Origin of the sequence: Bacillus sp. FSL R7-0166, assembly GCF_038008935.1 — a bacterium.
Lineage (GTDB): Bacteria > Bacillota > Bacilli > Bacillales > Bacillaceae > Bacillus > Bacillus altitudinis.
This window is the reverse complement of record NZ_JBBPAC010000001.1, coordinates 423,920-444,574: the sequence shown is the minus strand read 5'-3', so window position 1 is coordinate 444,574 and position 20,655 is coordinate 423,920. Positions and strand designations below refer to the sequence as shown.

General features: G+C 42.6%; 19 protein-coding genes. 6 read left to right on the top strand and 13 right to left on the bottom strand.

The annotated features are described in order from the left end of the window. Window positions 1–39: 39 nt before the first annotated feature. On the bottom strand, window positions 40–771 hold the full coding sequence (locus NST01_RS02150) for a LysR family transcriptional regulator (protein WP_212339309.1): 732 nt from the start codon (window positions 769–771) through the stop codon (window positions 40–42). A 99-nt stretch (window positions 772–870) separates the two neighbouring features. On the opposite strand from NST01_RS02150, the gene NST01_RS02145 reads away from it, so the two are divergent. Continuing rightward, a complete protein-coding gene (locus NST01_RS02145; RefSeq protein WP_326115468.1) occupies window positions 871–1,422 on the top strand; it encodes a DUF4865 family protein in 552 nt (183 codons plus the stop codon). 81 nt (window positions 1,423–1,503) lie between these two features. Here NST01_RS02145 and NST01_RS02140 read toward each other — a convergent pair whose 3' ends face one another. Next, window positions 1,504–1,815 carry an ArsR/SmtB family transcription factor gene (locus NST01_RS02140; protein WP_026050045.1) on the bottom strand — a complete coding sequence of 104 codons (312 nt, stop codon included), beginning with the start codon at window positions 1,813–1,815 and terminating at the stop codon, window positions 1,504–1,506. Window positions 1,816–2,062: 247 nt separating this feature from the next. Between NST01_RS02140 and NST01_RS02135 the strand changes: the two genes are divergently transcribed. The 4 genes from NST01_RS02135 (at window position 2,063) to NST01_RS02120 (ending at window position 6,928) form a co-directional block, all read left to right on the top strand. Continuing rightward, window positions 2,063–2,929: a TetR/AcrR family transcriptional regulator gene (locus NST01_RS02135; RefSeq protein ID WP_224559208.1), complete on the top strand. Its 867-nt coding sequence runs from the start codon at window positions 2,063–2,065 to the stop codon at window positions 2,927–2,929. A 16-nt stretch (window positions 2,930–2,945) separates the two neighbouring features. Continuing rightward, the gene (locus tag NST01_RS02130) at window positions 2,946–4,379 is read left to right on the top strand and encodes an MDR family MFS transporter (protein WP_047946163.1); all 1,434 of its coding nucleotides are present in this window, start codon (window positions 2,946–2,948) and stop codon (window positions 4,377–4,379) included. Between the two features lie 174 nt (window positions 4,380–4,553). Beyond that, on the top strand, window positions 4,554–5,930 hold the full coding sequence (locus NST01_RS02125; protein WP_065459841.1) for an aspartate kinase: 1,377 nt from the start codon (window positions 4,554–4,556) through the stop codon (window positions 5,928–5,930). Window positions 5,931–6,082: 152 nt separating this feature from the next. Then, complete coding sequence (locus NST01_RS02120) at window positions 6,083–6,928, top strand: GAF domain-containing protein (protein WP_025206746.1); 846 nt, start codon at window positions 6,083–6,085, stop codon at window positions 6,926–6,928. Window positions 6,929–6,960: 32 nt separating this feature from the next. Here the strand turns inward: NST01_RS02120 and NST01_RS02115 are convergent, their stop codons facing one another. The 11 genes from NST01_RS02115 to NST01_RS02065 form a co-directional block, all read right to left on the bottom strand. Further along, complete coding sequence (locus tag NST01_RS02115; protein ID WP_007498154.1) at window positions 6,961–8,388, bottom strand: sensor histidine kinase; 1,428 nt, start codon at window positions 8,386–8,388, stop codon at window positions 6,961–6,963. Beyond that, window positions 8,378–9,073: a response regulator transcription factor gene (locus NST01_RS02110; RefSeq protein WP_046527591.1), complete on the bottom strand. Its 696-nt coding sequence runs from the start codon at window positions 9,071–9,073 to the stop codon at window positions 8,378–8,380. Before NST01_RS02110 ends, NST01_RS02115 begins: the two co-directional genes overlap by 11 nt. 369 nt (window positions 9,074–9,442) lie before the next feature. Beyond that, window positions 9,443–9,991, bottom strand: a complete 549-nt coding sequence (locus NST01_RS02105; protein WP_008347257.1) for a GNAT family N-acetyltransferase — start codon at window positions 9,989–9,991, stop codon at window positions 9,443–9,445. 273 nt (window positions 9,992–10,264) lie between these two features. Beyond that, the gene (locus tag NST01_RS02100) at window positions 10,265–11,599 is read right to left on the bottom strand and encodes an MmgE/PrpD family protein (protein WP_341041409.1); all 1,335 of its coding nucleotides are present in this window, start codon (window positions 11,597–11,599) and stop codon (window positions 10,265–10,267) included. Then, window positions 11,590–12,747, bottom strand: coding sequence for an amidohydrolase (locus NST01_RS02095; RefSeq protein WP_341041408.1), 1,158 nt, complete (start codon window positions 12,745–12,747; stop codon window positions 11,590–11,592). Before NST01_RS02095 ends, NST01_RS02100 begins: the two co-directional genes overlap by 10 nt. Window positions 12,748–12,780: 33 nt before the next feature. After that, the gene (locus NST01_RS02090; protein WP_007498162.1) at window positions 12,781–13,527 is read right to left on the bottom strand and encodes an amino acid ABC transporter ATP-binding protein; all 747 of its coding nucleotides are present in this window, start codon (window positions 13,525–13,527) and stop codon (window positions 12,781–12,783) included. A 12-nt stretch (window positions 13,528–13,539) separates the two neighbouring features. After that, a complete protein-coding gene (locus NST01_RS02085) occupies window positions 13,540–14,214 on the bottom strand; it encodes an amino acid ABC transporter permease (RefSeq protein ID WP_007498163.1) in 675 nt (224 codons plus the stop codon). 24 nt (window positions 14,215–14,238) lie between these two features. Continuing rightward, on the bottom strand, window positions 14,239–15,033 hold the full coding sequence (locus tag NST01_RS02080; protein ID WP_008347268.1) for an amino acid ABC transporter substrate-binding protein: 795 nt from the start codon (window positions 15,031–15,033) through the stop codon (window positions 14,239–14,241). Between the two features lie 22 nt (window positions 15,034–15,055). Then, window positions 15,056–15,559, bottom strand: coding sequence for a GNAT family N-acetyltransferase (locus NST01_RS02075; protein WP_341041407.1), 504 nt, complete (start codon window positions 15,557–15,559; stop codon window positions 15,056–15,058). A gap of 17 nt (window positions 15,560–15,576) precedes the next feature. After that, window positions 15,577–16,902: an LLM class flavin-dependent oxidoreductase gene (locus tag NST01_RS02070; protein WP_341041406.1), complete on the bottom strand. Its 1,326-nt coding sequence runs from the start codon at window positions 16,900–16,902 to the stop codon at window positions 15,577–15,579. 198 nt (window positions 16,903–17,100) lie between these two features. Next, window positions 17,101–18,885: a right-handed parallel beta-helix repeat-containing protein gene (locus tag NST01_RS02065; protein WP_053069919.1), complete on the bottom strand. Its 1,785-nt coding sequence runs from the start codon at window positions 18,883–18,885 to the stop codon at window positions 17,101–17,103. 263 nt (window positions 18,886–19,148) lie between these two features. On the opposite strand from NST01_RS02065, the gene NST01_RS02060 reads away from it, so the two are divergent. Next, window positions 19,149–20,642, top strand: a complete 1,494-nt coding sequence (locus tag NST01_RS02060) for a peptide MFS transporter (RefSeq protein ID WP_052320311.1) — start codon at window positions 19,149–19,151, stop codon at window positions 20,640–20,642. Window positions 20,643–20,655 lie beyond the last annotated feature (13 nt).

Here is a 20,655-nt window from a genome sequence, read left to right as displayed (position 1 = left end):
CTCCTTTGACGGGACTAAACCCATAGAGGAGTGTTACGATCACATTCTTTCATAAACGTAATAGTTGATGTGAATATTTTTTTCTAGCAATTTCACGAGTGTTTGAAGGCTTTTTAAGTTGGTTGGCAGTAACGCAATACCATCTCCCTGTTCAACGATTTTGATCATTCCTTCAAACGAATCTAACTCAAATAGGGTTCGATCACCCAGCATACGTCTGGCCTCATGTCTTAATGGGCAAAGCTGATCACGATTCACGACCAATGAAATATCATCATCGTATATCTCTTTAGATTTTCCATATACGTTCAATGCCAAGCTCTTTACCTCTTTTAATTGATATTCCGGTTTTTCCATTTGATTAAAAGAAATAATTTGATCATACACATCCTCTGTTAACTTTTTGTTGATCGTACTTGATGAAGCAATGATAAAATCAGTGGCTTGAATATCCTCTAAAACTCGTTGCTCGTACAAAACGTTAAATAGAAGTTCAGAGCATAAAACGGTCTTTTTCTGTGAAGTCAATTTTTGTTGAATGTCCTTCGTTTCTTTTACGATTTTTTGAGCGTATTGATAAAATAAATCCCCCTGTCCTGTTGAACTGATTCCATGATGATGCCGGATAAAAAATGTTGAATCATATAACGTTTCAAGCGCTTTGATTCTTTGAGAAATATTGGATTGCGCATACCCTAAAGCTTTAGCCGCTTGATTAATCGATTCTTTTTGATACACCTCTATAAAAATAATCAAATCATTTATATTCATCATGATCACCTATCACTTTTTGTGATAACAATAACACAAATATGTATTATTCAACTGGTTTGAAGTCGATTATGATGGCTATTGAAAGGGAGTGTTTCTATGCATGCCATGCAATATCATGTGGATCTGCCTGCGGATTATGATATGAATATCATTAGAAAAAGAGTACTGAACAATGGATGGAAAACAGATGGATATCAGGATTTATTATTTAAAGCTTATTTGATCACTGAAAAAGACAAACATAGAAGTTTACACAATGGCTATTGCCCATTGTATATTTGGAAACAATCTGAGGGCATGACGGATTTTGTGTTTAAGGGGTCATTTGATCATATTTTACGTTCTTTTGGCTGGAAACAAATCAATATTGGCATCACGTATTCCGTTCATTTAACAAATGACTTTCATCGTAGCAAATTCGTTCTTGAAGAGTATGTGACGATTCATCCTACTGATTGCCTTGAAAATCTAGATATCGCCCATCTCTTTTCCCATTTCAACGACAATAAGGGTGAAGTCATCGTATATAATCCCGATAAATGGAAATGCGTCAAATATTCTTTTCTGGACTCATTACCAGAGAATATAGAGCAGCAGATTCACATTTATGACATTGTCCATCTGTCTATGGATCATTCAATGGCCTAATTCCGTTTTACACGAGACGCATCACAAATCCCCAAGGTTACAATGCCTTGGGGATTTGTCATTTGTTGATGCAAGATTCTCTTACCACCGCTCCTTGTCTACAGCTAAAACGGATGACAAGAGGCCTGGAAAAGCGATATCAATGTCGTCCTTTCTGAGAGAGTAGTAACGGTGCTTCCCGTCAATTCTCACTTTCACGATGCCTGCCTCTCTTAATACTTTAAAGTGATGCGACAGCGTGGACTTGGCAATGTTCATATGATACGTACCGCATGTTCTCTCACCCGCTTCTGCTAAGCAGCGGACAATCTCCAGCCGAACAGGGTCAGCCAATGCTTGCAGCACAGAAATGAGTCTCATGTTTTCTTGGGTTGGATGATTTGGATTATTCATACGATAAATGTATCGTATTTTGTTCTAACATACAATCTCGTTACTCGCCTATGACAAAAAAGACAAAGGGCTAAAATCAAGTTCATTTTAGCCCTTTGTCAACAATCGGATACATGTCATTGAGACATGTATTTTTTTAAGTTCATTTTCTTGTCATGTGCCATTGGTTTTGTTATCATAGCAAAAGTGACCACTCGGTTTCCATTGTGACCATATGGTTTTGCCGATTCGGAAAGGACTTATGAAGATGAACGAAAAGCAAGAAGAGATTTTGCGGGTATCGAAGAAATTATTTTCTCAAAAAGGCTATATGAGTGTCTCCATGCAGTCAATTGCTGATGCCTGTAAAATATCAAAAGCGTCTATTTATAAACTGTTTGATTCAAAGGAAGCTCTTCTATTGGAACTGATTAAATACAATCAGCGCAAAATGAGAGAGATTTCTCAGATCATTCATTCCGAAACGACGCTGTCCAAAAAGGAAAAATTCACAAAAAAGATTAAGCTTGAGCTTGAAGAGTTTAAAGAGAATCATAAATTTTTGAATATGCTGTCCTTTGAAGCTTTTTCACAGCATTCGCCCATCGTCATTAAGCATTTACGTGAGACACGCTCCATTATCATGCAGCGACACAGAGACATCATTTTAAGCACATATGGTGAATCTGTTGCGCCTTATGTGTGGGATCTTGTGATTGTCCTCAACGGATTAATGAGAGAATTCATCTTGATGTTGGCGATTGAGCACAAGAACATCCAATTAGAAAATGCCGCCGAAATGATCATCGGTGTAATGGACCGTGTATCAATAAAGCCTTGCTCCATTGAGCCTGTGCTAACAGATCAGCTGATGGACTCTTATTTGCTTTCCACACAGGAAGAATATGATGAAGAAAAGCTTGTCATCTCGTACTTAACAAAGATGAAACAAGAGCTTCACACACTATCAAACGGGGAAGAAAAGGACGATCTCCTCTCTGCGTTTGAACTGCTGAGTCAAGAACTGTCAAAGGACCAACCGAGAACCTTTTTAATTAGCTCATTGCTTGATTATTTAGGCAAACACAGCGTTTTATCTCAAAACGTGTCACAGCTGAAAAGCATTATTTTATAGATAAAGAAGGGATAATATGAACCAATCAACAACATCGTATAACCGGTCTGTGATTGTTGGGATTTTCCTCGTTGGGGCGTTCGTTGCGATCTTAAACCAAACGCTTCTCATTCCAGCGATCCCGCATATCATGGAAGAGTTCAATATTGATGTCAGTAAAGGCCAATGGCTGACCACAGCCTTTATGCTGACAAACGGGATTCTCATCCCAATTACGGCCTTTTTAATTGAGAAATTTTCAAGCCGTTCCTTAGTCTTAACGGCTCTTAGCATTTTTACAGCAGGTACCATTCTTGCTTCGTTCGCCACGAATTTCCCAGTGTTACTTGCAGCACGTATCGTGCAGGCAGCTGGCGCAGGGATTTTGATGCCGCTCATGCAAACGATCTTTTTAACCATTTTCCCAAAAGAAAAACGCGGGCAAGCCATGGGTATGGTCGGACTAGTGATTTCATTCGCACCGGCGCTTGGACCAACACTTGGCGGCTGGATTGTCGATTCCTTTAGCTGGAAGTTCTTATTCTATATTGTTCTTCCAATCGGTATTATTGATCTCATTCTTGCTTTCTTCTTAATGAAAAATGTCACACAGCAAAGAGACACTCGTATCGATGTCTTATCGGTGATCCTGTCTTCCTTCGGATTTGGCGGACTGCTGTACGGATTTTCAAGTGTCGGAACGTATGGTTGGACGAGTGCGACCGTTCTGATTTCACTCATTGTCGGCGCTGTGAGCTTGTTCTTCTTTATCCTGCGTCAGTCGAATTTGAAAAGACCGATGCTTGAGTTTGGCGTCTTTAAGTTTGCGATCTTTAGCTTAACGACCTTCCTCGGTATGCTCGTCTTTGCCTTACTGATTGGAACAGAGACGATTCTGCCGCTCTATACGCAGAATGTCAGAGGGTTATCTGCCCTTGATACAGGGCTGATCTTATTGCCAGGGGCTCTCTTTATGGGATTCCTATCGCCGATTATCGGACGAATTTTTGACAAAGTAGGCGGTAAAGGGCTGGCTCTAGGCGGATTTACGATATTAGCTGTCACTTCCCTGCCATTTATGATGCTCAGCCTTGATTCATCGATTACCCTCATTACAGTGGCCTACACACTTCGCTTAATCGGGGTTGGAATGATCATGATGCCGCTGACAACAGCCGGTATTAACTCGTTACCACCGCATTTGATTCCGCACGGGACAGCAATGAATAATACGATGAGACAAATGGGCGGCTCTATCGGGACGGCTGTGCTTGTCTCCATTATGAGCAGCTCTGCTGCCAATGCAGCATTATCCGATCCAATGAAGTCAGCCGTTCATGGCATGAATACGTCATTTATCGTGTCTGGTGCTATTGCGGTCATTGGACTCGTTCTCTCGTTCTTCTTAAAAGAAAAACGTGAAAACAAAGTGATGAAGCAGGAGCTATCTTCTTCGTCCTCTTCTTCATAAAGACAAAGAGCTCGGCATATCGCCGGCTCTTTTTTCATATATTTACACACATCGTCCTCTCAGAAAACACATTTGTTCATATAGAGAAGAAAAACCTTGATAATTTGAAGAAAAGAGTTGATAATAGAAACTATTCAATTTGTGAGAAAATTTTTACTATAGGAGATGTATGCATTGAAGGTCGTTAAATTTGGTGGCAGTTCTCTTGCTTCTGGCAAGCAACTGCAAAAGGTATTTGACATTGTCACAGCAGATCCAGCTCGAAAAGCAGTCGTTGTTTCCGCACCAGGAAAACGGCATTCAACGGATACGAAGGTCACCGATCTATTAATTAGCTGCGGTGAACAATATTTACGTTTAGGTGAAGCACACGATTTACAAGAAGCTGTCATCGAGCGATATGCCTCGATTGCGGATGAGCTGGGGTTAGGTCATGACATTATTGACACCATCCGGCAAGATGTAAACACGTTATTACAGGCTGATTCTTCTCATCCTGAGCGTTATCTTGATGCGATTAAAGCAAGCGGTGAAGATAATAACGCAAAGCTGATTGCAGCCTACTTTCAGCATCAAGGCGTCGAAGCCCACTATGTGAATCCAAAAGAAGCCGGTCTATTTGTCAGCGACGAGCCTGGTCAAGCGCAAGTCCTTCCAGAATCGTATGATCATTTATACAAATTAAGAAAACGCTCTGGCATCATTGTGTTCCCTGGCTTTTTCGGTTTTAGTCTAGCGGGTGATATCGTCACTTTTTCCCGCAGTGGATCAGACATTACCGGTTCCATTTTGGCAAATGGACTGAAGGCAGATGTGTATGAAAACTTTACGGATGTGGATGCAGTCTACGCCGTCAATCCAACGATCGTTCATGAACCAAAGGAAATCACAGAGCTGACATATCGTGAAATGCGTGAATTGTCCTATGCGGGTTTTTCTGTATTTCATGATGAGGCACTTATTCCAGCCTTTCGGGCAGGCATTCCTGTTCAGATTAAGAACACCAATAATCCAACGGCCAAAGGTACGAAAATTGTAAATCAACGGGATCATACGAATGGCCCTGTTGTGGGAATCGCATCAGACAATGGATTTTGCAGTATTTATATCTCCAAGTATTTGATGAACCGAGAAGTGGGCTTTGGACGTAAAGTGTTGCAAACGTTAGAGGAATATGGACTTACGTATGAACACGTGCCTTCTGGCATTGATGATATGACCATTATTTTAAGACAGGATCAGCTGGAGGAGCAGCAGATTGAACAAGAGCTTTTAGACCGATTAAAGCTTGTACTTGATGCAGATGAAGTGGTTCTAGAGCGGAACCTCTCGCTTATTATGGTCGTAGGAGAAGCGATGCGTCATAATGTTGGTACAACAGCAAGAGCGGCAAAAGCGCTGTCAAAAGCCAAAGTGAATATTGAAATGATCAACCAAGGCTCTTCAGAGGTGAGCATGATGTTTGGCGTCAAAGCGGCTCAAGAAAAAGAAGCCGTTCAAGCCTTATATGAGGAATTTTTCTCTATGTCCACGGTGCCTGTCTCCATTTAATCAGCAGACTGTCAGATCTCCGGATCGGCAGTCTTTTTGATCTCGCACGATTTGCGCATTAAAGTATATCTATTTCTCGTTTGATTTTGTATGATAGAGACAAATCAACTATTGTTCCGGCCATTGATCGGAGCTACAAGGAGTCCTAATCCATGCCTCGTCAACAACTATTAAAACAGTTTCGCAATTTTCATGATGCTTCTACAAGTATTTTAAACATGATGAGTCAATTCATTCATGTGAATACACTGTTTATTGCTAAAAATGATCAAAACACCAATCAGATTGTGAAAGTGCTAAATCAAGACGAGCAGCTTCTTGAAGAAGGGGAAGAAAATCCTTACGAGAAGACATTTTGCAAGCTGGCGGTCGATCATCGCGATACGCTGTTGATCCCTGATATCCGCTTGGACGAGCGTTCAAAAAACTTAGACGTCACGAAACAGCTGCAAGGCGGATCATTTATTGGGGTTCCCATCGATTTTACTGATGGTACGAACTATGGAACCATTTGTGGACTTGATCTAAGGCCGCAGCAATTTACAGAAGAGCATGTTCATATGTTTGAAACGATGGCATCTTTGTTGAGTTACGTCTTAGAACTCGACCAGGCCAATCGGCAGATTCAGCAATTATCTGTACCGATCGTACCTGTTGTTGACGGTGTCGCCGTGCTCCCTCTTCTTGGTGATATCGAAGAGACACGTGCGCAGCATATTTTAGAAACCATTTTACAGGAAAGCTACAGGCTGTCGCTCTCTCATTTGGTCATTGATGTTTCAGGGACAAAACGACTCAATGAACAAAGCATTCAATACTTGGTCAGCTATGCGCAAACGTTAAGACTTTTAGGCATTTCAGCTGTTTTAACAGGAATAAAGCAAGACCTTGCGCTAAATGCGATTCAATCGAATATTTCATTTAAAGACATCACCATTCGTAAGGATTTACCGCAGGCACTTGCTCATATCGGCCTAACGTTCTCCAAAACAGAATAAGTGATGATACACCAAAAAGGGCTAAACCGAGTTTAGCCCTTTTCCTGTGGGAGCGGTAAACGAATGATAAATGTTGTTCCTTTATGTTTTTCGCTTTTTAAATCAATCTGTCCGTCATGCAAGTCCACAAGCTGTTTGACAATTGACAGGCCAAGTCCGTATTCTCCGTATGGTGTATTCGTTCTCGAAATATCCGCTTTATAAAAACGTTCCCAAATGTGTTTGACTTCTTCAGGTGCAATGCCGATTCCCGTGTCTTCTACTTCAATGATCGTTTCCCCATTCTCTTCTTTCCCTCTCAAAGAAATACGGCCGCCTTCTGTAAATTGAATGGCGTTCTTTGTGATGTTGACGAGAATTTGAATGAGCCGGTCATAATCTGCGTATACCTTTTGTTCAGGGTGAACCTCTACCATGAGCTGATTGTTTTTCTCTTCAGCCATTCGGCTCAGCTGCTCCTTAATCACTTCAAACGTATCAATGAGTGGATAGTGAAATTTTTGAAGAGTGATTTGATTCGACCTGATTTTCTCATAATCCATATTTTCATTGACGAGACGCAGCATTCGTTTTGTTTCATCAGTGATGAGCGCATAGCATTTCTCTTTCTCTTCTGCCGGCACATCCGCAGTATTCAGCCATTCGACCAACCCTCGAATGGTCGTCAGCGGTGTTTTCAATTCGTGAGACACATCTGCGATGAATTGTCGCCTACGCTTTTCGAGCCGGTCAATTTCCTCTCTTGACCGTTGAAGACGATTGGCCATCATATTAAAATCCTCACCTAGTGTACCAATTTCATCAAGGTGTTTGTTTTCAAGATGAATGTTGTAGTCACCATGCGCAATTTTCTCAGTTGCCTCTCTCAGTTTTTTGATACGATTCACATGGAACTTCGACAGAAACAGACTGAGAATAAAGGTAATCGTCAATGCCACAAACACGATGATATATAAATACCGGTTCATTTGAGCAATCAGCTCTTCTGCTCCTTGAATAGGAGCTATGAGCACCACCCCGCCCTTCAGCTTTCCGTCTTCCATGACAGGAAGTGCCACAAGTGATGCTTCTTGATCAAGCCGGCGTGAATCACTTCGCTTGACAATAATTTCTTCTCCTTTTGCGAGCTTGGCCCACAAATCTTTTGTGAGTAACGCTTCATGCGGCGGCATCTCTTGCTGCTGAGATAGCACAGTCCCTTTTTCATCAAAGACGAAAAAACGGATTTGTCTCGTCGAAAGAATGTCTTCAAATGGACGCAAACGGAAGTTCATCTCGGCTTTCGACAATTGTTTAAAATTCTCCAAAATTTCATTCCCATACGAACTCATTTCGTCTACCCTATTTTGATAAGCAATATCTTTCACAAAATGAGACATCAAGGTGCTGATAATAATGATGGCAATGAGCAATAACCCAAGGTGACTAATCAGCAACTGGTAAAAATATTTAATCTTCATCGAACTTATACCCTACGCCCCATACCGTATACAGAAAGGGCTTAGGTCCGTCTCCGATTTTTTGGCGCAATCGTTTAATATGAACATCAACTGTTCGTTCATCACCATAAAATTGGTATCCCCAAATTTGCTCAAGCAATTGTTCTCGTGAAAATACTTGCCGAGGATGCTGTATAAAAAAGCACAGCAGATCGTATTCCTTTGGCGTTAAATTTTCGATCCGTTTCCCCTCTAGAAACACTTCTCTCGTTTTTTTATCTAACTGAAAATGTTCAGTCTCCAGCCGTTCGTCCTCTTTCGCTCCTTCTTCAGTAGATGTTGTTTGAGCAAAACGTCGTTTCACTGCTTTGATTCTTGCCATTAAGGTGAGCGGACTAAAGGGTTTTGTCACATAATCATCTGCCCCAAGATCGAAGCCCAGCACCTGATCAGATTCCGTTTCCTTTGCTGTCAGCATAATAATCGGAACATCACTAATCTGGCGTACTTTTTGACAAATGGTCAGTCCATCCATTGAAGGAAGCATGACATCTAAGATGAGCAGATCCCAATCCTCCTCTTGCTTAAATCGATTCAATCCTTCTAATCCATCATGGACGAATTCCGCTTGAAACCCTTCTCGTTGAAAAAACATATCCGTCATTGTACAAACACTCTGGTTATCTTCAATCATTAATATTTTCATCATCAGCCTCCGCTGTTGCCTTTGTTTTTCTTTATGTAGCTTTATTTTACATGTTCCTTCTCAAATCTCAATTGGATTGATACGATTTCATGAACTTATCATGCTTTGGTCATCTTTTATTCATACTTTTTGATGGAGTTGACATTTTGGGGAATCACATTGTTCTTTTTTAATATAGTAGAATGGCAAAATGAAGGAATTGCAGAGGATAGTCTAAGATGAGGACAGTGTCATTTACGTTCTTTCAGATGAAGAAGTCTCCCATTTAGTAAAAGAATGAAATGACACGCTTCCTGATCGTTATAAATGGTCTATATAAAACAGTTTGGAACTGGACATGCATATCGAGGGCGGTGTGCCCTAACGAAGCTAATTGTGATTTTCTATAAGGCACCCCATTTCGATGCGAATTTCCTTTTTCTTTATATCTTCATTTGAATAAGAGTTGACATTTAATCCAATCAGTTGAAAGCCATTTTTCAAATAAAACTGGATAGCTGGAAAATTGGATGATTGGGTTTCTAATACAATCATTCTAACTCTCAATTCACGAGCGCGTTTTTTTGCCATTTTAATGAAAGTGCTGCCAATACCTTTTCTTTTAAATTGTTTATCCACATATAAATCATGAATGAGTAATGTATTATTCCATTTCATGTGTTGAATGACTATAATTCCAGTTTCTTCACCATTCATCTCTGACACGTAAACCTCTGAATCCTCTTTATATGGATCGAAAATCTCCTCTTTTAGATTTTTTTTAACTGGCGCTTCAAATTCTTCTTCTGTAAGGGAGATGTTCCAACCATTGTGACTGGTTTCCAAATGAATATCATAGTATTTTTCAGATGTATATTGATAATATACTTGTTTTCCTTTAGGATAATTTTTTTGATAGATACGACGAATCGTTAACATTTCATACTCCCTTCATATCAATGATTTAAATCTTTAAACGTACTACTAAATTCGTCGATTTGCGATTTGATACCTTTAAAAATACACCTAAAAGATAAAACTCGTTTTGCCTCTGTCATAGAATAGGGTCGTTTTTAAATGTGATTGTTGTAGATCAAGATCAATTGTTACCTGACGAAGAGAATATCTTCTTTGACGTCATAGAGTGTATTCACTCTTATAAGAATAAAGACATTTAAAAAAGCTCATCTCCAAAGATGAGCTTTTTTCATATCACACGAGCAACTTCAGATAGGCAGCGTCATTTCCCTCTTCAACCGCCTGTAAAAGCTGCTTTGCCTTTGATGTGCTGGTGACGCTGCTTAACTTTTGTATGATGTCTTCTGTCGATAACGCACAGCCTGGTGCTCCCCGAGGAATATCGACTCGTTTGCTGATGATGGTGCCGTCAGATAAGGTGAGCTTTACAATCGTAAAACGTCCTTTTGGCACTGCGTCTGGATGGGGTTCTATCGTTTGAACATACACTCTATTTACCCGCTTCATCCATGTCCGCAGCTCTGGTGAAATGGCTTTTTTCGTAAAAGCATCCAGTGATAAAGGTTGTCCAAACACCGCTAATGCGATGACATACTCGACACTAAATCGTCCCTCTTCTCCCGTCAAAGGTGCCCGCTCCGTGAGTGCTGCATCACCGCCAGGCGGAAACATGACGTCGACCTGTACGATCTTCTCCTGTAAGGAAGAGTGTTCTTGTACTAATGACTCGATCGCATCGGCTGCATGATGCGCCGCTGAACAGAACGGATACACTTTAAACCATAGACCTGGCGACACGATACGCCACGCAGTGCCATAGTCCTCTAGCAAACGTCTTTCCGCTAGTTTCTGATCCCCATAGAGAGAAAAGAAGCCCAGCTCTCCATCCAGAACCGATTCACTCCCGCCAAAATCTGAGCAAGCTAAATCCATGGACCATACGGCTGTTTTAGCGGCTAAGCCAGCTTGCAATGGTTTCATATCAGTCCCAAACTGCTTTCGCATTCCAGCTGATTGCGCACCAGCAAAGCCGATCGCTTTCGCCAGCTCTTTCTGTGAAACTTGTTTCAAATAACCAATCGCACAGACTGCTGCAATGGCTCCGAGAGTTCCGGTATTATGCCAGCCCCGCTCATAATGCGACTTGCCGATGGATTCACCTAGCCTTGCCATCACTTCGACGCCAGTAATGTAGGCTGCTAGAAATCGATCACCGTACGCCTCCCCGTTGGTCAGCTGGGAAAGCAAGGCCGGGATGATGACCGCACTTGGGTGTCCTCTCACATCAGAATGCACATCATCATAATCAAGGGCGTGAATCAGATAGCCATTTAGCATGGCTGCGGATTGACGGCTGACCTTCTTCCCTTGTCCAATGACAGGAATTTGAGCCGCGCCGCCTTCTTGTTCCACGAGCGCCATGAGCTTCTGAATCCCTTCATCCTCTTTTGCAGCAAGCGCTGCTGCCGCAGCGTCTAACAAACCGTTTCGAGCCATTTGAATGGCCTGTTGATCTTGCAACGGATCAGCAGAGAGCACTTCCTCTGCGAGCTGTTTCGTTAGTTCCATGTTCTTGACTCCAACGCCCGAACCGCAAGCTCGGAGAAGAAAGCAGCAGCGACTGGGATTGCCTCTTCATTTAACGTAAAGGCAGGGTGATGCCATTCCTCGGTACCGCTCGTCCCCATCCAGACAAAAAAGCCTGGAATGCGCTCTTGGTAAAGGGCAAAGTCTTCTCCGCCTGGTGACTGCTCTGCCTCTACTACTGCGAGATCAAGCGCTCCTGCCGTTTCTTCCACAACCTTTGTCAAACGCTCGTCATTCATCACAGAAGGCAAATACGGATGCCATTTCACATCTGCCTTTGCGCCAAACCCTTCTGCGATACCGCTCACGATTTGTTTCATGAGATCTGGAATCATCGCTCTCACTTCAGGTTCAAACGTCCGAACGGTCCCTTCCATCTCGACGCGATCAGGTATCACATTCCATGATGTGCCGCCTTGAATACGTGTGATGCTGACAACCGCATGATGCAAAGAACTAATGCGGCGACTGACAATTTGCTGTAGGGCGCTTGTGATCTGACCGCTGATGGCAATCGGATCAATTGTGTGATTTGGAATTCCAGCATGACCACCCGTTCCTTTAATGTCAATTTCAAACCGATCGACGCTCGCCATTAATGCTTTTTCTCTTATCCCGATGGTGCCAACTGGCAGGTTAGGTTTATTGTGCATACCAAATATCGCATCCACTCCATTTAAGACGCCCGCCTCTATGACGTGTTTCGCTCCTTGCGCCACTTCCTCAGCCGGCTGGAACAAAATGCGCACTGTTCCCTTGAGCTCATGTTTCCGTTCGTTTAATAGGACGGCCGCACCAAAAATCGAAGCGGTATGGAAATCATGGCCGCATGCATGCATTTTCCCTTGTATCTTTGAAGAAAATGGTTCACCAGATGCCTCTTCAATTGGAAGTGCGTCAATATCGGCTCTCAGAGCAATCGTTGGTCCCTCTTGTTCTCCTTTGATTTCACAAACGACTCCTGTTTGAAGATCTGGGAAATCGAGCACTGTGATCCCTTCCTCTTGTAACCAGCCTCGTAGTTTTTTTGTCGTTTCATACTCTTCAAATGCCAGCTCTGGATGCTCATGAAGCGCTCGGCGTATGTTATTTAAACGTTTGTTTAAAGCTTGATTTCCTAATGATTTCACTGATACTCACCCCTCTAAAGAGTAAAAAGCAGCTTATGCTTCTTCAGCCGCTGCTTCTTTTTGGATAAATCGTTTTGTTCGTTCATTCTTCGTTTCGTCAAATAGTTCGGTTGGCGTTCCCTGCTCAATGATATGACCATCTGCCATAAAAATCACATGATCTGCTACTTCTCTTGCAAACGCCATTTCATGTGTCACGATGATCATCGTTGTTTCTTGGATGGCAATGGATTTAATGACTTGAAGCACACCTGAGACAAGCTCTGGATCTAGTGCTGACGTTGGTTCATCCAGCAAAATCGCATGTGGATCGACCGCTAACGCACGGGCAATCCCGATTCGCTGCTGCTGACCGCCGGATAGTGTGACCGGATAGCTGTCAGCTTTTTGTTCTAGCCCTACTTGTTTCAATAGCTTCATACCAATTTCATTTGCCTGCTGTTTTGTCATTTTTTTCGTCACAAGCAGTGACTCTGTAATGTTTTGCAGGGCTGTTTTGTTTTTGAATAAATTATAGTTTTGAAACACCATGGCCGTTTGCTGACGCAGGTGATGGGCTTCTTTACGTGTATATTTAGACGCATTCAGCTTCGCATCGCCAATTTCAATCGTACCTTCATCTGGCGTTTCTAATAGATTTAGACAGCGCAGCAATGTTGATTTACCGGAGCCAGAAGGTCCGATAATGGCCACAACCTGCCCTTTTTGCACGTCAAGATTAATTCCGTCTAAGACGACAAGGTCGCCGAATGATTTTTTCAAATTGGTGAGCTTGATCATGTCCACACCTCCTTAATTCCGGTAAGGTTTGCTGATTTTTCGTTCAAATAGGTCTTGCAGGAAACTATAAATGATGGTGAGCACCCAATACACAATGCCAACCGCTAAATACGTTTCAAAGTACTTATAGTTGGCCGATGCAATCATTTTCCCTTGCGCAAACATTTCTGCCACCCCAATGGTAAAGGCAAGCGATGTTTCTTTTAAAAGACCAATAAAGGTATTCCCCGTCGCTGGAATGGCATTTCTGACGGCCTGCGGGAAAATAATTCTGACGTAAGACTGCCATCTTGTCATGCCGACAGATAAACAGGCCTCAAGCTGCCCTTCATCCACTGAATTAAGAGCCGCTCTAAAAATTTCTGCTAAGTACGCTGAGTTTTTAATACTTAAACCGATAATGACCGCTGTTAGAGCATCCATTGAGGTCATCGCAGGGAATAGCTGCGGAAGACCAAAATAAATGAGAAAGAGCTGAACCAAAGTTGGAACCGCTCTGAAAAAAGAAATATACAGCTTGGCAAATTGGTATAAGACAGGTATCCGGTTTTTCGTTATAAGCGCGAATACCACACCAATGATAATGGCAAATACCATGGAGACAATCGCCATGAAGATCGTTATCGGCAAGTATTGAATCAAGGTTGGAAAAACCGTCACCATATACTGCCAATCAATGTGATTCATGTCTGCTTTTCACCGCCGCTGTTGTTATTTTTTAATCGGCACTGTGACATCGTCTTTGAAATATTTCTCAGACAATTTCTTCAGTGTTCCGTCTTCTCTTAATTCTTTGATCGCTTTATTGAATTCTTCTCTTAGCTTGTCGTGCTTTTCATCTTTGGCAAATGGGTAGCCGACTTCTTCATATACGATTGGGTTGCCGACGATTTTGAGTGGAAGTCCTGTTTTTTCAATTTGAGCTAACAAGACACTGCGTCCGTTGACGTAAGCATCTACACGGCCATTTGCAACTTCATTTAAGACACCGTCTTGTGTTTCATATGTTTTGATGTTGATTTTCTTGTCTGGGTCTTTGCTCTCTAGGTTTTTGGCATGGTTTGAGCCAAGAACAGCCGCCACCGTTTTTCCTTTTAAGTCATCAAGTCCTTTAATGTCCTTGTTGTCCTTCTTGACAATGATTTGTGTTCCTGCGTATGCATACGTATCTGTAAAGTTGAACGTTTGTTTACGCTCATCTGTAATCGCAACTTGGTTTGATACAGTATCCAGCTTACCAGATGTCAGCTGGCCCATGAGTCCGCTGAATTCACTCAGCTGCCAGTCTAGTTTGTAGCCTAGTTTTTTCGCAATGGCTTCTGTGACCTCGACATCAAATCCTACTAGTTTGCCGTTTTCTTTATAAGCAAATGGATAGCTTTGGCCTGTAGCGCCCACTTTAAGCACTTTCTCATCTTTTCCTTCACTCTGATTGCCCCCGCCGCATGCCGCTAACACCGCAAGCATTGCCGCAAATAAAACAACTAGCCACTTTTTGTTTTTCATGTTCGTACACCCTTCTTTCCTCTTATGGTTGTGTAATATCTGATCTTAATTGTTTTTTAAAATAAATGGTGATATGACCTTTGCCTAGATCCTTTTCACCTGCTCTGACATAGCCTTTACGCTCATACATGTCCATGAGCCACGGATGCTTATCAGCTGTCCCAAGAGAGACACACGGTACCTTTAGTGTGTCCCTTAGCACTTCCGTTTCAACCCACTCAAGCAAGGCTGAGCCTGTGCCTTTTTTTGCCGCTGGTTCTGAAGCAAACCACCATATATGCGGAACGCCGAATGGTCCTGGCTGTTCTCCCCAAGGCATACGGAGTGATAAGGTGGAGAGAAGCTCTCCGTTTTCTTCCATTACATAGCAAAGGTTCTTTTGTACATTTTTCTGAACGAGGGCGATATCTGCATGTGCTGCTTGGAACTGGATGCCGAGCTCACGAATCGGCTCATAGGCTCTTGTTGTCAGTTCAAGCAACGCTTCTATATCATCCTCAGTTGCCAGACGAAACGTATATCCCAACGTTAGTCACCTCACCTTTATGTCGTGTAGCGATTTTTTGGCTGTTTTAATCCGAGATTTTCTCGTAAAGTTTGTCCTGTGTATTCTGTTTTGAACAGGCCTCTTTCCTGAAGGATCGGAACGACGCGGTCTACGAAGGCATCAAGTCCTTCTGGCAATAATGGCGGCATCACGTTAAAACCGTCGGCTGCTTCCTCAACGAGCCATGTCTCCATCACATCTGCTAGCTGCTCTGGTGTTCCAATAAAGATATGGTGCCCACGGGACCCTGCAACAGATTGGTAGAGCTGGCGAATGGTCAGGTTGTCCTTTCTCGCCATATTCATCACAAGGTCAAAGCGGCTTTTCACGGCATTTGACGCGCTTGGATCAATCTCTGGAAGCGGTCCATCTAGTGGATACTGCGAAAGATCAATACCCCCTAAGTAGTTTTGTAAAATGCTAAGGCCGATCTCTGGAACAATCAGCTCTTGTAATTCTTCATACTTCGCTTTTGCCTCTTCTACTGTATCGGCAATGATTGGGAATATGCCCGGCATGATGCTGACATCTTCTCTCGCTCGTCCAGTAGCCTCTACTTTCCCCTTCAAGCTTTGGTAAAATTCCTTCGCTTTGTCGAGATCGTTTTGTGCCGTGAAAATGAGCTCAGCCGTTTTAGCCGCAAGCTTTTGACCATCTTCAGAAGACCCTGCTTGAATGATCACCGGCTGTCCTTGAGGGGTGCGTGATACGTTAAGCGGACCCCGTACGGAGAAGAATTCACCTTTGTGCTGCAGCTCATGCAGCTTACTAGACTCAAAGAATTCTCCCGTTTCTTGGTTTCTAACAAGTGCGTCCTCTTCCCAAGAATCCCACAGACCTTTGACGACATCGACGAATTCTTCAGCTCGTTCGTATCGTTTGTGATGCGCTAAATGCTCTTCTCCGCTAAAATTTTTCGCTGTTTCTTCAATAGAAGATGTGACCACATTCCATGCTGCTCGTCCGCCTGATAAATGATCGAGTGAGGCAAACTGTCTCGCAATATGGAATGGCTCACTGTATGTAGTGGATGCTGTTGCTGCTAAACCAATTGTAGAGGTAGACTCTGCAATCGAAGAAAGCAGGGTGAGCGGTTCAAATCTCGTTAATACATTTGGATGAGATGTATGATTAATTGATAAGCTGTCGGCTAAAAAGAGCAAATCCAGCTTCCCTTCCTCGGCCTTTTTCGCTAATTGTTTAAAGTAATCAAGATTCATCGCTGCGTCTGGTACTGCTTTCGGATGTCTCCAAGAGGCGACATGATGTCCAGTTCCTGCGATGAATACGCCTAGCTTGAGCTTCCGTTTCGGCTGTGACACTTGTTCTTCATCCTTTCTATATCTTCCTTGTATCAAGTTATTATTTTACAAGATACATTTTTCTTATTGAATTAATCGGTTTTATCCATAAAAAAAGGGCAAATGTTGTGAAAAATGAAAAATAATTATTACTATATGCCCTTTTTACATGATTGTCAACCGCCTTCTGAACCTCCAAAAAAAGGGATTTACAGGCGTTTACGGCGGATCAATTTCAATATTTCCGATGAGCCGGTCCGTGGAGTGTGTCATCAATTGACTGCGCTCCAGTACATTATGGGCAATCACCGAATGAGTGGAAGATACGGTGCGGACGGCAATCGCTTTTTGAGGAGAGAGATTAATGATGTTATTCCGCAGCACACGTGCTGAGACAACCTCATCAAGAAAAACGGCTGTCGGCTGTCCGATCGAACGATTTAAATAAAAGCGGTTATCTCCAATTTGGGGTGAGCCATTTTTAATATACATCACCACATATAAGGACGTTTCTTCAAAGGAATTGTCTTTAATCTCTAAAGGAGCGGTCGTATTGCTGTAGACGGCATAGTTTTGATAGTGCTTAAAACGATTCTGCCATATGAAAGCCTTTGCATTTCCTGTCACGCTGATCGTATACGAAGATGCGAGCTGTGAATGTCCTTCTTGAATAAAGTGATTGCCGTTGATCCCCGCTTCTCCCTCCTGCACCCATATCCCTCGGCTGAATTCCTTGAATTGATTATGCTGAATTAAGATATTCGTTCCTCTGACCATCGCCGCATCGATGACAGAGTAGACGGTATTGTTTGAAAAGACAATGCTGTCTGATTGATAAATACGCAGCGATGTACTTCTAAGCCGTGTGTTTGTCCCTGACTCAATATGATTTCCTTCTATTAAAATACGATTGGCCATATAGACAGACACAGCCGCATCTTCAAAAAGACTGATTTTATTACCTGTGATGTGCACGCTGTCTCCCCTCACATCAATCCCCTTTTCAAATCCTTCAATCATATTGCCAATAATGATCACATTGTTTTCCGATTGATCAAGCGGCACGCCTAAGCTCGTAATCCCTGCTTTTGTCACGCCCCCTCCCACTGCACGAATCAAATTATTCGCAATGATCATTTCAGTGGCGAAGCCATAGGAGATACTGCTGTCCGTTTGATTGCCTTCAATGATCACACCATAGCCATTGAAATTATAGATAGAGCTGGCTGCGCCGCCTCTGACTATGTTGTTTCGAATTTGAATATTCAGCGGTTCCTCCAAGTTGGTCGCATTTTCCCCGTATCCTTCAATATCAATGCCCATTTTTGGCTCGACCCCGTTCACCCCTGCCCTTTCAAGCAAACAGTCTTCCACAATGACACCATCACAGCCTGTAATAGACATATTGTTTCGCCTTGAGTCAGTGATGGTGCAGCCAGAAATATGAATAGACGAAGCTGGCGAGTACGATTCGATATGTGTCAATAAACCGTGCGGACTGACAATGATACCGTCTCCCGTACAATTGTTGATTTGAACACGATCGATATTCACATGGGAAGCACCTTCAATACACACCCCGAAGCCCCATTCATGTGTTTTTCTTTCTGGCGGGAGTGCCTTGTACACATGCTCATCACGGTCGCCTTCAATCCGCCCGCCCCGAATGGTCACATGCTCTACCTCTCCAATATAGAAGGCTGCATATCCCCACGAATCATTTGGTTTCACTTTGATAACGGCATCTGATGCCATCTCAATACAAATATGACTTGGCACTCGTATGCCGGCATTACGAAAAGGAAAAAATTGATCCCCCCTGTACACCGCATCTATTAGATACGTTCCACTCGGCAACCAGACGTGGGAGTAGCCCTGTGCTTTTGTCCATTCCAGGCATTCGTTCAGTTTCGCTGTACAGTCCGTTTTCCCGTCAGCAATCACGCCAAAGTCTATTACATTGACAACGGGTTTCTTCAGATCAGATTTATTTACATCCCCCAATGAAAACCCCTCCTTTTTTCACATGTCCTCTTGTCATCCTATGCATGTGGGAAAGGTTTGCTTGTACGATATTTCAAATTTTATATAAATTCTTCCGAAATAACTTTCCGATGATTTTTACTTGAGCGAATTTTTCATCTTTTTGAGTCTTTACGCCTATTGAACTAACATTTTCCTGTTTTAGAATAGTTTTATATTGACACAAGAACTATACAAGAATATCATTTTTCTCATATCTCTTTTTTTAAGAAAGGATCTATGCCATGTCTACAATTGACCACGATAAAATTGTTAAAAGTGTTCCTCAAAAAGGGTTTTTTGGACATCCTAAAGGGCTTTACACACTGTTTTTCACTGAATTTTGGGAGCGTTTTTCTTATTATGGCATGCGTGCACTGCTTATTTATTATATGTACACAGAGGTGACAAAAGGCGGTCTTGGTTTCGACCAGACAACCGCTAATTCGATCATGTCTGTCTATGGTGCGCTTGTCTATATGTCAGGCATTATTGGCGGATGGCTCGCCGACCGGGTATTTGGTTCGTCCAGTACGGTCTTTTATGGCGGGGTTTTCATTATGCTTGGTCATGTCATTTTGGCACTGCCTAGCGGTGCAACAGCGCTCTTTATTAGTATGGGGCTGATTATTATTGGGACAGGTCTCCTAAAGCCGAACGTATCAAACATAGTCGGTGACCTGTATACAAAAACAGACCCTCGCAGGGATTCTGGATTCAGTATTTTCTATATGGGGATCAATATGGGTGGTTTTATCGCCCCATTAATTGTCGGAACACTCGGTCAAAAAGTGAATTTCCACCTTGGTTTCTCACTCGCTGCCGTTGGTATGCTTGTTGGACTGATTACGTTTGTCATCACGAAAAAGCCGAATCTTGGACTTGCCGGCACTTATGTCACAAATCCACTATCAGCTGCTGAACGCAAGAACTTCAAAATTTTCGGTACATTGATCGTGATTGTCCTTGCTGTTTTTGCTGTCATCGGTATTCAAACAGGAGCGCTCACGATTAATCTATTCACTTGGTTTGTCAGTGTCCTTGGTGTGCTGATTCCAATTGTTTATTTTATTGTGATGTATTTTAGTCAAAAAACGAGTGCAGTGGAGCAGTCGAGGGTACTCGCTTATATTCCATTGTTCCTAGCTGCGGTGATGTTCTGGGCCATTCAAGAACAAGGCTCAAATATTTTAGCGACATATGCAGATCAGCGAACAAACTTGAATTTCCTTGGCATGACATTAGCCTCTTCTTGGTTCCAATCATTGAACCCAATCTTTATTGTGCTCCTATCACCAGTATTTGCTTGGTTATGGGTCAGACTAGGTAAGAAACAGCCGTCTACCCCGATTAAATTCTCACTTGGCCTTCTGTTCGCAGGATTATCCTTCATCATCATGATCATTCCTGCCTACATGTCTGGACCAAATACACTTGTAAGCCCACTATGGCTCGTTCTAAGCTTCTTCCTTGTCGTGATTGGGGAGCTTTGCTTATCACCAGTTGGGCTGTCAGCCACAACAAAACTGGCACCTGCTGCCTTCTCAGCGCAAACGATGAGCCTTTGGTTCCTTTCCAATGCAATGGCACAGGCGATCAATGCACAAGTGGTCAAGCTGTTTGATAAAGTGCCAGAAACCGTCTATTTCGGGATCATCGGATTGCTGGCCATCGTTTTATGTGTTGTGATGCTATTGCTGACACCAGTGATTAAGAAAGCGATGAAAGGCGTGCATTAAATTGAAAAAGAAG

Excerpts from the sequence above, each read along its gene's own strand:
- NST01_RS02105 (WP_008347257.1), bottom strand. The coding sequence starts at position 9,991 with ATGTTAACGATTCGTCGTATCTATCAAAAAAATTATCCTAAAGGAAAA.
- NST01_RS02080 (WP_008347268.1), bottom strand. The coding sequence starts at position 15,033 with ATGAAAAACAAAAAGTGGCTAGTTGTTTTATTTGCGGCAATGCTTGCG.
- NST01_RS02130 (WP_047946163.1), top strand. The coding sequence starts at position 2,946 with ATGAACCAATCAACAACATCGTATAACCGGTCTGTGATTGTTGGGATT.
- NST01_RS02110 (WP_046527591.1), bottom strand. The coding sequence starts at position 9,073 with ATGAAAATATTAATGATTGAAGATAACCAGAGTGTTTGTACAATGACG.
- NST01_RS02150 (WP_212339309.1), bottom strand. The coding sequence starts at position 771 with ATGAATATAAATGATTTGATTATTTTTATAGAGGTGTATCAAAAAGAA.
- NST01_RS02085 (WP_007498163.1), bottom strand. The coding sequence starts at position 14,214 with ATGAATCACATTGATTGGCAGTATATGGTGACGGTTTTTCCAACCTTG.
- NST01_RS02135 (WP_224559208.1), top strand. The coding sequence starts at position 2,063 with ATGAACGAAAAGCAAGAAGAGATTTTGCGGGTATCGAAGAAATTATTT.
- NST01_RS02100 (WP_341041409.1), bottom strand. The coding sequence starts at position 11,599 with ATGGAACTAACGAAACAGCTCGCAGAGGAAGTGCTCTCTGCTGATCCG.
- NST01_RS02145 (WP_326115468.1), top strand. The coding sequence starts at position 871 with ATGCATGCCATGCAATATCATGTGGATCTGCCTGCGGATTATGATATG.
- NST01_RS02090 (WP_007498162.1), bottom strand. The coding sequence starts at position 13,527 with ATGATCAAGCTCACCAATTTGAAAAAATCATTCGGCGACCTTGTCGTC.
- NST01_RS02115 (WP_007498154.1), bottom strand. The coding sequence starts at position 8,388 with ATGAAGATTAAATATTTTTACCAGTTGCTGATTAGTCACCTTGGGTTA.
- NST01_RS02140 (WP_026050045.1), bottom strand. The coding sequence starts at position 1,815 with ATGAATAATCCAAATCATCCAACCCAAGAAAACATGAGACTCATTTCT.
- NST01_RS02120 (WP_025206746.1), top strand. The coding sequence starts at position 6,083 with ATGCCTCGTCAACAACTATTAAAACAGTTTCGCAATTTTCATGATGCT.
- NST01_RS02060 (WP_052320311.1), top strand. The coding sequence starts at position 19,149 with ATGTCTACAATTGACCACGATAAAATTGTTAAAAGTGTTCCTCAAAAA.